The organism is Halorientalis sp. IM1011 (assembly GCF_001989615.1).
Taxonomy (GTDB): Archaea; Halobacteriota; Halobacteria; order Halobacteriales; family Haloarculaceae; genus Halorientalis.
The window spans coordinates 1,634,149-1,647,748 of sequence record NZ_CP019067.1 but is presented as its reverse complement, the minus strand read 5'-3'; the positions used below and the strand labels follow the sequence as shown (position 1 = coordinate 1,647,748).

The window sequence follows — 13,600 nt, the reverse complement described above, 5'->3', positions numbered from 1 at the left end:
CCCGTCTGAGGTGTCATGGATAGAGAACGAACCCGCCGGACAGTGCTGGGGGCGCTGCTGGCGGGCGGCGTCGCCGGCGCACTCGGAACACCGATCCGGCGCTACCTCGACCGGTTCGCGCCGTTCAGCGGCGCCCTCTGGGACACCGTCGACGACGACCTCCCGGAGACTGTCGAGAGCCCCTACGGCGCGGCGACGCTACGCTACGACGACCGCGGCGTGCCCCACGTCTCGGCCGACGACGAGCGGGCGCTGTACTTCGCGGTCGGCTACGCGCAGGGGGCCGATCGGCTGTTCCAGATGGACCTCCAGCGTCGGCAGCTGCGGGGCGAACTCTCCGCGGTCGTCGGCGAGGCCACCCTCGACTCGGATCGGTTCCACGTCGCCATGGACTTCGCCGGGGCCGCCGAGGCGACGTGGGAACGACTCGACGGGAGCGAGACCGGCGACCTCGTCGAGGCCTACACCGCGGGCGTCAACCGCCACGTCGAGGGCGACCGTCCGCTCCCCGCGGAGTACGACCTGCTCGGGTTCGAGCCCGAGCCCTGGCGACCGGCCGACGCGATGCTCGCCGAGAAACAGATCGGCTGGACGCTCACGGGCAGCTTTCGGACGCTCCGGCGCGAGACGGTCCGGGCCGCGGGCATCGAGGGACTGTATCCGAACCGCCTCGATCACGACGCGGCCATTCTGGGCCACGAACCCGGGGACCATGGGGGCGGCACCGCGGCACGCCAGTCGACCGAGCCGTCCGACACCGGCGGCCGGCGCGCGACCCATCCCGATCTCGAGGGCTGGCTCTCGGGCTTCGGGTCGCCGCCGGGCGTCGGGTCGAACTCGTGGGTGATCTCGGGCGACCACACCGCCTCGGGCGCGCCGATCCTCGCCAACGACCCGCACCTGTCGCTGATGGCTCCGCCGGTGTGGTACGAGATGGGACTGGACGGTCCGGAGACGACCGTTCGCGGGGTCACCTTTCCGGGCGTCCCCTTCGTCGTCATCGGGGAGAACGACGGCGGCGCGTGGGGGTTCACCAACGCCGGCGCGGACGTGATCGACTTCTACGAGTACGAGACCCGCGACGGCCAGTATCGCTACGGCGAGGAGTGGCGCGACTTCGAGACCGAGGAGCGGACCGTCGCGGTCGACGGCGGCGACGACCGGACCGTGACCGTCCGCAAGACCGTCCACGGACCCGTCCTCTCCGCCGAGGCCGATGGGGACGACCTCCGGACCGAAGTCGGCGTGGCCTGGACCGGTCTCGGTGCCACCCGCACGACCGAGGCCGTCCACGACCTCAACCGGAGCGACGGGCTCGACGACGCGCTCGCGGCGCTGGAGCGGTTCGACCTCCCCACGCAGAGCTGCGTCTACGCCGACCGCGACGGCAACACCCACTTCCGGGTCGTCGGCAAAGTCCCGATCCGGCGCACCGACGGCGAGCAGGTCCGCGGTGACCGCGTGTTCGACGGCTCCGCGAAGGAGGGCGAGTGGGCCGGCTACCGACCCTACGACGAGACCGACTGGGACGGCGAGGGATTCATTCCGTTCGCGGAGATGCCCCACGCCGAGCAACCGGAGTATCTCGGGACCGCCAACCAGCGCGTCGTCGACGACGCCGACTACCCCTACTACTTCGCGGAAGCCTACGGCGACCCCTACCGGGGACTGCGGCTCTGGGATCGGCTCGACCGCCGCGTGGCGAGCGACGACCCCGCAGACCCCGCATTCGTGCGCGCCCTCCAGCGGGACACCTACGACGAGCGCGCGGCCCAGTTCGTCCCCGTGATGCAGGAAGCGGGGTCGGCCGTCGACGGTGACGCCGCGACCCTGCTCGCCGACCTCGCCGACTGGGACTACCGGATGGATCGAGATTCGCGGGCGGCGCTGGTCTTCGCCCGCTTCGTCGACCACTACCGGGACGTGGTGTTCGAACCCCGACTCGACGACGCCCTGGGCGACCGACGGGACGTGACCGAGTACTACGGGAGCGACTGGGTAGTGCTCGGGCTCCCGCCCGACTCGCAGTGGTTCCCCGACGGTCGGGAGGCGGCCATCGCCGAGGCGCTCGCCCGGGCAGCGACGGAACTCGACGAGGAGGGCTGGGAGACCTACGGTGACTACAACACGACCGCCGTCGATCACCCGTTCGACCGGTCGTGGCTGAACTACCCCCGCTATCCCACGGACGGCTCGGCGGCGTCGCTGAACAACTTCCGCCACGAGGAGGCCATCGGCAGTAGCTGGCGGATGATCTGTCCGATGGCCGAGTCGGCCCGTTCCGAGGGCGCGTTCCCCGGCGGCAACGACGGCTCGGTCTTCTCCGACCACTACCGCGACCAGCTCCGCGCCTGGGCCGACGGCGAGTACAAACCCATCCCGCTCGGGACGAACGGCACCGTAGCCGTGCGGTTCGAGGAGGGCGAGCGATGAGCGCGCGGTCGCCGACGCTCTGCACGCGTCTCGACGCGCTCCGCACCGACCTCCGCAGCCGCCGACTCGCGACTGCGGGGGCCGTCGTCGTCGGACTGGTGACCGTCCCCTTCCACTGGCTCGGGTTCGTCCTCGGCGGGGCACTGGTGGCGCTCGTCCAGCCCTCGATCCGTCGCGGCCTGCTCGCCGGACTGGGATTCGGCGTCCTCTCCTGGCTGGTCTTCGCCCTCTGGCTCGCGGGGCGGGGTGACCTCGTGCTCTACCTCGGGATGGGCCAGGTCCTCACGGTCAGCACCGCCGTCCCGCTCGTCGGAAGCCTCCTCGGCGCGCTGGCGCGTGGCATCCGTTGATTCGGGCCGCTCTCGACTGTGTGTCACGGGCCGGTACGTTGCGAGTACTTTTATTCGCGGCTCCGGTATCCCGGACAGGTCGTGCGATGTCGGACGTTCGCTTCCGTCGAGCCGAGTCGGAGGACGCCGAGGAGATCCTCTCGATCAAGCGGGCCGCGATCGAGGACCTCGAACACTGGCAGTACAGTCCAGAACAGGTCGACGCCTGGAAACCCAAGGACAGCTATCTCGACACCTTCGAGGAGGCCATCGACGACGACCGCTTCGTCGTCCACGTCGGGGAACGCGACGGGCGGATCGTCGGCTACGGCGCGCTGAACGTCCCCGACGAACGCATCGACGCCGTCTACGTCCACCCCGACCACCACGGGCACGGCGTCGCGACAGCGCTGGTCAAGCAACTCGAACTCTCCGCGCAGTTCCAGGGCATCGAGAAACTCGACATCGTCGCCGCGCGCAACGCCGTCCCCTTCTACGAGTCGGTCGGCTACTGGCGACTCGACGACGAAGTGACCACCATCGAGGACGTCTCCGTCGAGTTCGTCCGGATGCGCAAACACGTCGCCGACGCGGAACCGCTCGAGGCCGACCGGGACCCGACCGACACCCCCGACCTCCACGGCGGGACTGACACCGACGACCCCGTCGACGACCCCGCCGCGCCCGAACTCTCTGACCGCGAAGCGCCCGAGTGGTTCCGACTGGAGGAGTGGCTCGACGCCGACGCCGCCGACGTGGACGAACTGTTCGAATCCACCGAGGAGTCAGACGACTGACCACGATTTCGGGTGGAGCGATTCTCACCAGTAGTCCCACTCACACAAACTGGTTACGCAGTCGAAACGAAGGGGTGTCGGAAGGTGAGTGGAGAGACAGACTCTAGCGTTCGGCAACGGGGGCGAACACGTCGTCGTGGAGGCGGTCGGCGACGGTGTCGGTGAGCGTCCGGAGGTTGACGGCGTCCTCGCGGTTGTAGGAGATCAGCGTCTCGAGCGCGCCGTCGCGCCCGCGCTGGTGTTCCTTCCAGAGGCGGACGGCGTCCTCCCCGGTGATGTCCGGGCGGTCGCGCTCGACGCCTACCTCCCCCTCGATCCGCTTGAGTCCACCCGTGAGCCCGAGTTGCTTGCAGGGGTACATCAGGTCGAGATGCGGGTGATCCAGCGAGAGGTCGAAGGAGGTCTCGAGGAAGGGCACGTCGAAGCGTTTCCCGTTGAAGGTCACGAGCATGGCGGCGTCCTCGAACTGGGCTCGCAGGGCGTCGATGGTGAGGTCGTCGCCCCGGACGAGCGTCGTGGTCTCGCCGTCCCGGTGGAAACTCACCGTCGTCACCTCGTCCCGCTCCTGTGAGAGGCCGGTCGTCTCGATGTCGAAGAAGCACGCGTCCGATCGAAAGTTCTCGTAGATGCGCCACTGCTCGCCGCTGGGGAACTGCTCGCCGAAGTAGCGGGCGTCGCCGTCGGCCAGCCGGTCGCGGGCGGTGTCGATGAACGACTGGATGCGGTCGGCGGTGGTGTCGCCGACGACGGACCCGTCGAACTCGTCCCAGTGGGTGACGCCGGCCTCCCAGAGCCGGCGCTCCGTCGTCTCGCCCACGCCCCGGACCGGGATGAAGCTGTTCTCGATTCGCACACCGACACGGGTGAGTCCGGCGGACAAAACGCTGTCGGCTGCCCGCCGCGGCGACGATTTATGTCGGTCGCGTACGCACCGGTCAGTATGACCACGTTCCTCGTCGCCACCGCCTCGGTCCACACCACCGCGGCCGCCTGCGACTACCTCGGCGACCGCGCCACCGCCGACGACACCGTCATCGTCGTGAGTGTCACAGAACCCGACGGCGACCCCCGCGATGCAGGGGACGCGACGAACGTCGCCCGGACGCGGCTGGTCGACCCGACCGTCGAGACCCTCACCGAGGAGGGCCGCCCGAGCGAGGTGATCCAGTCGCTGGTCGCCGAACGGGGCATCGACGAGGTGCTGATCGGCTCCCGACGCGGCGACCCCGACGCCGCCCCCGGGCTGGGTGGGACCGCTGCCGACCTGCTGGTGAGTCTGGACGTGCCCGTCGTCGTGGTCCCGTTGCCCGACCTCGACTGAGCCGAGACCCCCGCGCTTTTCACCGAGGCCAGCACACGGAGGCGTATGTCCGGCTCCGAGCTCGCGGCACAGGTCAGGGAGGCACTCACGGTCGACGCCGAGGAGTTCCAGGAACGCGCAGAGGCCGAAGCCGAGGAACTGATCGAGGAGGTGTACGACGGCACCTTCGACAACTCCCAGGCCATCATCGGGCTCGAACAGGAGCTGTACGCCGTCGACGACCGGACCGACGCCCTGATGCGGGTCCCCCGCCAGCTCCTGGACCGCATCGGCTTCGAGAAGGAACTCGGGCTCCACAACGCCGAACTCCAGACCTCGCCGGCTCCCCTCTCTCGGCACGGGCTCGAAGCCCAGGAGGCCGAACTGCAGGCCCACGTCGCCGCCGCCGAGGAAGCCGTCGGCCGCGAGAACATCCACCTCGTCGCCGACGGCATGTGGACCGTCCCGCCCAACGGCGAGACGGCCACCGACTACCTCTGTGACAGCATCGAGGCGGACGGCGTTCGCATCGCGACCAACATGTCCGACTCGGTGCGCTACCACACGATGGCCAACACCGACTACCCCTCGGGCCTGCGGATCGACGCCCCGCACGTCACGCTGGAAGCCGACACGGTGATGCCCGAGAGCCTCATCACCTCGATCCAGCCCCACTATCAGGTCCCCCACGCCCCCGACCTGCCCGAGCACTTCACCTACGCCCTCCGGGTGGCCGGCCCGCTCGCCGCTCTCGGTGCCAACTCCCCCTTCTTCCCGCCGGAGATGTACGACGACGTGCCCGCCGGGCAGATCCTCGCCGACGCCTGGATGGAGAACCGCATCACCGTCTTCGAGGACGTGCTCAACCCGCCGACCGGCGAGGGCGACCCCAAGGTCTGCTTCCCGCCCGACTTCGACACCGTCGAGGACGCCATCCACGACATCGCACAGGACCGCACCATCGTCCCGATGGACGTGCCCGACGGCCAGCGCTTCGACGACCGCTTCCGACACTTCCGGCACAAGCACGGCTCCTACTGGCGGTGGGTCCGCCCCGTCTTCGACGGCGGCTCCCGGTCGGCGGCCAACGCCCGGATCGAGTTCCGCCCGCTCGCCGCCCAACCGACCATCCGGGACGCCGTCGCCTTCCAGGCGCTGTTCGGCGGCCTCATGGAGAGCCTGCCCCGCCGGGAACACCCCGTCCGCAACCTGGACTGGCAGACCGCAAAGGCCAACTTCTACGCCGCAGTCTGTGACGGCCTCGACGCGGAGTTCACCTGGCTCACCGCCGACGCGACGGAGACGGGAGCCATCGACGAGATCTACGGCGAGATCTTCGAGTACGCCCGCGACGGCCTCGAACTGCGCGGCCTCTCGACCGAGGAGGCCCGCCGGTACATCCGTCCCCTCCGGGAGCGCGTCGACCGCCGGACGACGCCCGCCCGCTGGAAACACGGCCTCGTCGAACGCCAGATCGAACGCGGCGTCCCCCTCACCGAAGCCATCTGGGGCATGCAGGCCCGCTACGTCGAGAACCAGACCGAGACGCTGATCGAAGGCTCCTTCGCCGACTGGCTCTAAACCCACTTTTTCCGTAGAGGGGGCGCCATAGGCGACCCCCTGCGCGAAAACTTGGGGAGAAAGCCCGAGCGCGGTGGTGCCGCGCTCGGGAAGGACCACGGCGTGGTCCGAGAGAGCAAAGCTCTCTCGTCATCACGAAAGGCGCGACGCGCCTTTCGACCGACTTCGCCCCGCGGGTGCTCGTTGTCCGCTACCGCCCGCCCACTGCCGACTCCACGTGATCGACCGCCGCGGCCGCCGATTCGACAGCCTCGATCCCCTCGATCTCGTGTGTGTCGATCCCCGCGACTGGCCGGCCGAAATCCAGCGCGTGCCCGATCTCCGAGAGCGTTCCCGTCGATCCGTCGATGGCGATGGTCGCGTCGCCGTTCAGCGCCACGAGGACGTTCCGGGCGTTGCCCATGTCCGTCGCGATGGCCGTGTCGACGTACTCGTTGGCCGCTTCGCGGTCGGGGCCGGGGACGATCCCGATGGTGTCGCCCCCCGTCTCCCGTGTGCCTTCACAGACCGCTTCCATCACCCCGCCGAGGCCGCCACAGACGACGGTGTGGCCGCGCTCGCCGAGTTCGCGACCAACCTCGCGGGCAGTCGCCGCAGTCGCCTCGTCGATCACCCCACCGCCGATCACGCTGACTCGCACGTCACCACTCCATGCCGCCGTTGACGGCCAGCACCTGCCCGGTCATGTAGCCCGACTCCCGACTGGAGAGAAAGCGGACGATCCCCGCGATGTCCTCGACCTCCGCGAACCGGTTGAGGGGAATCCGGTCGAGAATCTTCTGCTGGACGCGCTCGGGCACGTCTTCGAGCATGTCGGTCTTGACGAACCCGGGTGCCACGCAGTTGGCGGTCGAACCCGTCGAGGCGAGTTCGAGCGCCAGCGTCCGGGTGAAGCCGAAGAGGCCGGACTTGGTGGTCGCGTAGTTGGCCTGCCCGTAGTTGCCCTGCTGGCCCACGACCGAGGAGATGTTGATCAGTCGGCCCTGATCGGACGCCTTGATGTCCTCGAACAGGCAGTGCGTGCAGTTGAAGACGCCGCCGAGGTTCACGTCTACCACTGTCTCCCAGTCCTCCTTGGTCATGTGCTCGAACTTCTTGTCGATGGTGATCCCCGCGTTGTTCACCAGCACGTCCACCCGGCCGAAGGCGTCGTGGACCCGCTCACACATGGCCTGCACCTCGTCGTAATCGGCGACGTCACCCTGGACGGCGATGGCCGTCCCACCCGCGTCCTCGATGGCATCGACGGTCTCGTGCGCCGCCGCTTCCGAGGACCGGTAGTTGACCACCACCTCGGCCTCGTGTCGCCCCAGTTCCTCCGCGATACCGCGGCCGATGCCGCGTGAACTCCCAGTGACCAGGCAGGTCTGTCCGTCGAGCATACGTCACGTTCGACCCGCGGAACAAAAAGGATGTTCGCACACCGGCGCGATAATTGCCGTCGTGGGAATCAGGCGACCTGATCGATCCAGTCCCGTGCGCGGGACTCCGAGACCTCGGCGGCCTCGGCGACGGTGGCGGCGTCGGCCGCGGCCAGGTCGGCGGTCGTCTCGATGCCGGCGGCGGTGAGTCGCTCGGCGTAGGTCGGGCCGATGCCGGCGACCGTCTCCACACTTTCGGCGTTCTCGTCGGTGAGCGTCGCCTGTTCGCCGTCCTCGCTCTCCGTCGTCTCGACCTCTATTTCGGTGTCCTCGCCCGGAGACTCCTCGGCGTCGGACTCCTCGGCCTCGACGGCCGCGTCGGCCTCGTCGCCGATCTCGATCGCGGTGGCCTCGTCTTCCAGTTCCACGTCGTCGCTCTGTTCGTGGAACCACTCGGCGGCGCGGGGCCAGACGTCCTCGTGAGACGACCCCGAGACCGACAGGCCGATGTGGCCGGTCGGGTACTCGATGGTCTCGATGTCGTCGGAGCCGACCACGTCGTTGAACGGCTTGCTCGCCGCCGCCGGGATGAGGTGGTCGTACTCGCCCATGAGCTGGAGCAGGGGCATGTCGATCTTCGAGACGTCGACGTGTTTCCCGTCCAGGTACAGCTCGTTCTCGTAGAGCTTGTTGTCCTGGTAGATGTCGCCCAGGAACTGCTCGTAGGCCGCGCCGGCGAGGTCGATCCCTTCGTCCAGCCAGCGCTCCATCCGGGCGAAGTTCTCGACGAAGTCCTCGTTCTCGAGGTTGTCGTACAGCCGGACGTACTTCGAGACGAAGTTGTCGACCGGATCCATCAGGGCGAACCCGACGTCGAGCATCCCCGCCGGGACGTTCCCGAACGCGCTGGTCACGTCCTCGGGGTCGTAGTACTCGTCGCTCCCCCACTCCTCGAGGACGCCACCGGTATCGTCGAAGTAGAGACCGGCGGCCATCAGCGCCATCGCGTTGACTTTTTCGGGGTGGAGCGCGGCGTACATCGCCGTCATGGTACCGCCCATGCAGTAGCCCAGGATGTTGATCTTCTCCTGTCCGGAGCGCTCGGCGACCTCCTCGACGCAGTTGTGGATGTACCGGTTGACGTAGTCGTCGAGCGTGAGGAACTGGTCCATCCGGGACGGTTCGTTCCAGTCGATGAGGTACACGTCGTGGCCCGCTTCGAGCAGGCGGCGCACGACCGACCGCTCGGGCTGGAGGTCGAGGATGTACGGCTTGTTGATCAGCGCGTAGACGATGAGGATCGGCACGTCACACTGCTCCTCCTCGGGCACCTCGATGCCGGCGTCCTCGGGTTTGTAGTGGAGCAGTTCCAGCTTGTTCTCGGTGTAGACGACTTCGCTGGGGGTCTCGCCGACCTCGATGCTCGCCAGCGGCCCGGCCCGTTCGGGCGCGACGCTCGCCTTGTCGACGGCGTCGGCCATCGCCTCGAACCCCTCACGCTGGGCGTTCAGTGCGTTCGCGAACGGGTTGATCATAGTTCCTCGAGGATCTCGTCGAGCTTCTGCTCGACGGCGTGCTGACGCCGCTCCAGTTCGACCAGTCGTTCGCCGACCTCCATCACGTCGTCACGTGTCGGCAGCCCCATCTGCTGGATGGTGTCCTGTGTGACCTCGTCGGCCTCCTCCTGCATGTCCATCATCGCCTCGACCAGCTGGCCGTTGGCGGCGGCGAAGGCGGACGTGCCCATGACTTCCTTGAAGGCCTCGTTGGCCGACTGGAGCCAGATGTCGCGCATCTCCGAGGGGTCGACGTCCTCGCCCTGGGCCGCGTCGGTCGTGCGCTCGAACATCTTCTCGGAGGCGTCCATCCACACCTCGTAGGCGCGGTTGTACCCCTCGAAGCCCTCGGCGACTTCGTCTTCCTCGGGCATCGAGCCCTCGACGGCCTCGGCCCAGGACTCCATGAAGGCCGCCTGGGCCTTCATGTTCTGCTCGACGGAGTCCGCGACCGCGTCGTTCATCTCCTCTACCATCTCGTTCCAGTCCTCCATCGGATCGTTGGTTGTATCGCTCATGGTGGTAACGTATATCGCGGGCAACAAAAAATCGGGTCGTTCGTTCGAGGTCAGGCCTCGATCTGGTCGGCGGCCTGCTCCTGGACCTCCTGGACCTGGTCCTGAACCTGCTCGACCTGCTCCTGCATCTGCTCGATCTGGTCTTCGACCTGTTCGGCGGCCTCGATCGACTGGCCTTCGAGGTCCTCGTGGGCCTCGAGCACCATCTCGATCTGCTCGTCCATAGCCTCGAGGTAGTCCGCCGTCAGGTCCTCGTAGGCGTCGAGGCCGTCACGGGTCTCGGCCTCGATGTTCTCGAACAGTTCGGCGTGGTTCTCGAGCAGGAACTCGAACTGCTCGTCGACGGCCTCGCGGACCTCCTCGACGGAGCCGGCCGCGCCGGGGACCGTACTCTCGACGGCGTCGAGGTAGCTGTCGAAGGCGGTCTTCGACAGCTCGACGGTGCGGCGCTGGGCCGACTCCTGGCTGTCGAGGCTGTCGACGAAGGCCTCGCTGACGGTCTGCTGGAACTCGACGCCCTGCTCGACCGCGTTCTGTGACTGCTTGATCGCCTGGCGCTGCATCTCGAACGTCGTCGTGATGGGGGTGGTGTACTCTGTCATAGTGGGTTCACTCCTGGGAACGCTTGCGCTTGACCGGAACCACGACAGTCTGGACGATGTCGCCCTCCTCGATGTCGAGCGCCTCGCGCTCGGCGTCGGGAATGCTGATGCGTCCGCCGCTCTGGACGCGGGTCTTGAACGTCGCCATCTGACTCATCGCGCCCAGCTGGGGGACGCCAACGCCCGACGTGCTGGCACCGAGCAGCTGCTGGATGAACTCCTGTTGCTGCTCCATCGCCTGCTCGCTGGCCTGCTGGAATCCCTTCATCATCTGTGGGGGCCACATCAACCCGTCCTCGCTGTCGTGTTGCTCGGTCATCCCTTCACCCCTCTCTACGCCACCTGACACCATAAGGGTTATGCTTCTCACCACTGTTCACCATACAATGGTAGCAAATGGTAGCGACTGATCCCGCGGGGGCCGACTGCCGGCCCTCACCGACCACGGCGAGCGCGCGAGATTCGTACGGAGCGGCCCGCAGACGCCGTTCTGTAGCCGACGAGTCATGTGAACCATCACGCTTTAATAGAGCCACTTCCAACAACTGGTGCCAATGAGCTCCAACCCGCATCGGAGCGCGTTGCTGGACACGTGGACGGAGACCTCGTCGCACGTCTTCAACAGCGTTCTCGAGGCGAACAGAGCGGCGTTCGCGGCCTTCGGTGTCAACTCCGACGACGACGACACCGACGAGGACCCGGCGCTGCCGCCGCGAGAGCGGATCGAACCCGACGAAGACCTCCCCGAGTGGACCATCGAGCGAACGGAGGACGACCGGACAGAACTCGGCGTCGGGGATCGCATCCAGTTCACCAAGACAATCTCCGAAGACGACGTGACGAACTTCGCTGCAGCGAGCGGTGACACCAACCCGCTCCACCTCGACGACGAGTACGCCTCCGAGACCCGGTTCCGGGGCCGCATCGCCCACGGGACGCTCGTCGGCGGCCTCATCAGCGCCGCGCTGGCCCGTGTGCCCGGGCTCGTGGTCTACCTCTCGCAGGATCTCGAGTTCCACAACCCGGTCCGCATCGGCGACCGACTCACCGCCGATATCGAGATCGTCGAGGACCTGGGCAACGACCAGTTCCGGCTGACAACGCAGGTCAAGCAGGACGAGGAAGTCGTCATCGACGGCGAAGCCGTCATCCTGGTCGACGAACAGCCCGAATAACTCCAGCACGCGCGCTCCACTCCTCGCCCTACCGCGGTCCCCGGCCCCACCGCATCTCTCTACTGGTATGTTTTGTGCCATCGAGCACCACAATCCGATCCGTTCCAGTCACTGACTACCGTCACGGGTCGAGTGCCAGCGCCGAGAAATCGCACCGCGGACCGCCGTTAGCTCGCCAGAAAGTCAGCCAGGACGCGGTTGAAGGTGGCGGGGCGTTCCCGGGGTGGCCAGTGGCCACAGTCCTCGAACACGTGCAGTCTGCTGTCGGGGAGCCGGTCGTGGGCCCGCTCGGACCACGACGTGGGCAGGAGCGTGTCGTCGTCGCCGTGGACCAGCAGCGTCGGGACCGAGAGTTCGGACAGGTCGTCGAGATAGCAGGTCCGGAAGCCACAGGCTCCGAACTCGCTGCGCTGCCAGCGCCGAAGGGTCCGGCCACAGGCGTCGTCCTGCAACACGTCGTGGACTTCCGAGACGAATTCCTCGGAGGCGTTGGTCATGTACCCCCGCAGGGTGTCCCGGACGGTCCCCTCGTTGACGCCCATCGTGTTCCAGACGAACTGATCCATCACGGGCACGCGCAGGGCGACCGACGCCATCGGCCGCCAGCTCGCGTCCGCGCCCAGTCCGTAGCTGTCGACCAGCGCCAGCCGCTCGACGTCCTCCGCCAGCGCGTACCCCAGTGCGATGGCACCACCCATCGAGATGCCGGCGACGCTGGGCTGGTTCAGGTCGAGTTCCTCGACCAGTCCGGACACCACGTCGACGTAGTAGTCGGTCGTGTACCGGATGTTCGGCTTGTCGCTGTCGCCGTGGCCCGGCAGGTCGGGGGCGATCACGCGCCGATCGTCCGCGAGGTGGGGGATCGCGTGCTTCCAGGAGATGTGTCTCGCGTCGAGTCCGACGCCGTGTAACAGCACCAGCGGTCGCCCCTTCCCCGTGTCGCTGTACCGGACGGTCGTCGTCGTCGACCGTCCCGCCCCGTCCGTTGCCGTCACTTCGACTGTCTGTGGCCCGCCGGTACCGCCCGACGCGTCACTGCTCGAACTCGCCATTCGTCCGTAACTCGGGATCACTGACCTTGTGTCTTCGCACTCAGGAGGTGTCGATCCGCCGATTTCGGGGCGGCGACCCGGTGAGGTTCGTCTCCGAGAGGCCGACGACGAGCAGGCTCCCTCCGGCGAACGCCAGCGCCGCCACCCGCCCGGCCGGGGACAGACCGAACGCTCCGATCCCGAGCGCTGTCGCGGCCAGGAACACGCCCAGAATACCGACCGTCACGCCCGTCGCGCGGAGCCACCCGTCCTCGCGGCCGACCGCCGTCTCGACCGTGACGTGCCCGGCCAGTATCGCCGCGCCGAGCAGGCCCACCAGCGACCCGGCGGCGTATCCGGCCGCCAGCGTCGCGCCGCCGACGCCGCGTCGAACCAGCGGCCCCCGACCGTCGGCCCCGTCGGTCGCGCCGACGACGGCCCACGCCAGAATCGTTCCGAACGCCGCAGCCACGCCCGCGACGCCGGGGTTCTCGCCCGCCGCCGTCAGCATGGCGACCGCCCCGAGACTCGACAGCAGCGGCCCGACTCCCACCGCCAGCCAGTCGGCCGCCAGTCCGTCGTGACTCTCCAGCCGCTGGGTCGTCGCGATCCAGGCGACGAGCAACCCCGCGCTGATGGCCATGCCCGCGATGATAGCATAGCCCAGCGCGTCGCTGTCGGTCCCCGGCGCGGTCGCCGCTGCCCGACCGACGAGCGCCTGGCTCCCGAGGACACCGAGAGACCCCCCGCTCGCGACGATTCCCCACCACGCGCTCATACGTGTGGTGTGCGTCCGGACGGCCCCCGTTCGCGCCCGATATCTCCGGTTCCGGATCCGCCGAAACTCGTGTCACGATGTAGCATATTGTCGGGTGGGTACGCCGTGCGTTCGGATCCCGGTGCCGGTTCGTCGTCGC

The 13,600-nt window shown here is 68.0% G+C and carries 15 protein-coding genes; 6 read left to right on the top strand and 9 right to left on the bottom strand.

Annotation, left to right across the window (positions count from 1 at the left end):
- The first annotated feature begins 15 nt into the window (after nucleotides 1-15).
- The 3 genes from BV210_RS08340 to BV210_RS08330 all read left to right on the top strand — a co-directional run bounded on the left by BV210_RS08340 (nucleotide 16) and on the right by BV210_RS08330 (nucleotide 3,559).
- A complete protein-coding gene (locus BV210_RS08340) occupies nucleotides 16-2,433 on the top strand; it encodes a penicillin acylase family protein (RefSeq protein ID WP_077206185.1) in 2,418 nt (805 codons plus the stop codon).
- A complete protein-coding gene (locus tag BV210_RS08335; protein WP_077206184.1) occupies nucleotides 2,430-2,783 on the top strand; it encodes a hypothetical protein in 354 nt (117 codons plus the stop codon). The genes BV210_RS08340 and BV210_RS08335 overlap by 4 nt, the downstream gene beginning before the upstream one ends.
- An 86-nt stretch (nucleotides 2,784-2,869) precedes the next feature.
- Nucleotides 2,870-3,559: a GNAT family N-acetyltransferase gene (locus BV210_RS08330; protein WP_077206183.1), complete on the top strand. Its 690-nt coding sequence runs from the start codon at nucleotides 2,870-2,872 to the stop codon at nucleotides 3,557-3,559.
- Between the two features lie 103 nt (nucleotides 3,560-3,662).
- Here BV210_RS08330 and BV210_RS08325 read toward each other — a convergent pair whose 3' ends face one another.
- The gene (locus tag BV210_RS08325; protein WP_077206182.1) at nucleotides 3,663-4,412 is read right to left on the bottom strand and encodes a ribonuclease H-like domain-containing protein; all 750 of its coding nucleotides are present in this window, start codon (nucleotides 4,410-4,412) and stop codon (nucleotides 3,663-3,665) included.
- Between the two features lie 87 nt (nucleotides 4,413-4,499).
- On the opposite strand from BV210_RS08325, the gene BV210_RS08320 reads away from it, so the two are divergent.
- Together BV210_RS08320 and BV210_RS08315 are read left to right on the top strand one after the other, a co-directional pair.
- A complete protein-coding gene (locus BV210_RS08320; protein ID WP_077206181.1) occupies nucleotides 4,500-4,880 on the top strand; it encodes a universal stress protein in 381 nt (126 codons plus the stop codon).
- A 45-nt stretch (nucleotides 4,881-4,925) separates the two neighbouring features.
- On the top strand, nucleotides 4,926-6,440 hold the full coding sequence (locus tag BV210_RS08315) for a hypothetical protein (RefSeq protein ID WP_077206180.1): 1,515 nt from the start codon (nucleotides 4,926-4,928) through the stop codon (nucleotides 6,438-6,440).
- A gap of 190 nt (nucleotides 6,441-6,630) precedes the next feature.
- Here the strand turns inward: BV210_RS08315 and BV210_RS08310 are convergent, their stop codons facing one another.
- The 6 genes from BV210_RS08310 to BV210_RS08285 form a co-directional block, all read right to left on the bottom strand.
- Nucleotides 6,631-7,080: a TIGR00725 family protein gene (locus BV210_RS08310; protein ID WP_077206179.1), complete on the bottom strand. Its 450-nt coding sequence runs from the start codon at nucleotides 7,078-7,080 to the stop codon at nucleotides 6,631-6,633.
- Nucleotide 7,081: 1 nt separating this feature from the next.
- Entirely contained in the window at nucleotides 7,082-7,822 is a 741-nt protein-coding gene (locus BV210_RS08305; RefSeq protein ID WP_077206178.1) for a beta-ketoacyl-ACP reductase, read from the bottom strand.
- Between the two features lie 68 nt (nucleotides 7,823-7,890).
- Entirely contained in the window at nucleotides 7,891-9,336 is a 1,446-nt protein-coding gene (locus BV210_RS08300) for an alpha/beta hydrolase (protein ID WP_077206177.1), read from the bottom strand.
- On the bottom strand, nucleotides 9,333-9,875 hold the full coding sequence (locus BV210_RS08295; protein WP_077206176.1) for a poly(R)-hydroxyalkanoic acid synthase subunit PhaE: 543 nt from the start codon (nucleotides 9,873-9,875) through the stop codon (nucleotides 9,333-9,335). The genes BV210_RS08300 and BV210_RS08295 overlap by 4 nt, the downstream gene beginning before the upstream one ends.
- Before the next feature lie 50 nt (nucleotides 9,876-9,925).
- Nucleotides 9,926-10,477 carry a hypothetical protein gene (locus tag BV210_RS08290; protein ID WP_077206175.1) on the bottom strand — a complete coding sequence of 184 codons (552 nt, stop codon included), beginning with the start codon at nucleotides 10,475-10,477 and terminating at the stop codon, nucleotides 9,926-9,928.
- A gap of 7 nt (nucleotides 10,478-10,484) precedes the next feature.
- On the bottom strand, nucleotides 10,485-10,796 hold the full coding sequence (locus tag BV210_RS08285; RefSeq protein WP_077206174.1) for an AbrB/MazE/SpoVT family DNA-binding domain-containing protein: 312 nt from the start codon (nucleotides 10,794-10,796) through the stop codon (nucleotides 10,485-10,487).
- Between the two features lie 235 nt (nucleotides 10,797-11,031).
- On the opposite strand from BV210_RS08285, the gene BV210_RS08280 reads away from it, so the two are divergent.
- On the top strand, nucleotides 11,032-11,652 hold the full coding sequence (locus tag BV210_RS08280) for a MaoC family dehydratase (RefSeq protein WP_077206173.1): 621 nt from the start codon (nucleotides 11,032-11,034) through the stop codon (nucleotides 11,650-11,652).
- 167 nt (nucleotides 11,653-11,819) lie between these two features.
- Here the strand turns inward: BV210_RS08280 and BV210_RS08275 are convergent, their stop codons facing one another.
- Both BV210_RS08275 and BV210_RS08270 read right to left on the bottom strand, forming a co-directional pair.
- Nucleotides 11,820-12,704 carry an alpha/beta fold hydrolase gene (locus tag BV210_RS08275; protein ID WP_084802600.1) on the bottom strand — a complete coding sequence of 295 codons (885 nt, stop codon included), beginning with the start codon at nucleotides 12,702-12,704 and terminating at the stop codon, nucleotides 11,820-11,822.
- A gap of 40 nt (nucleotides 12,705-12,744) precedes the next feature.
- Nucleotides 12,745-13,461, bottom strand: coding sequence for a hypothetical protein (locus BV210_RS08270; RefSeq protein ID WP_077206172.1), 717 nt, complete (start codon nucleotides 13,459-13,461; stop codon nucleotides 12,745-12,747).
- Between the last annotated feature and the right edge of the window lie 139 nt (nucleotides 13,462-13,600).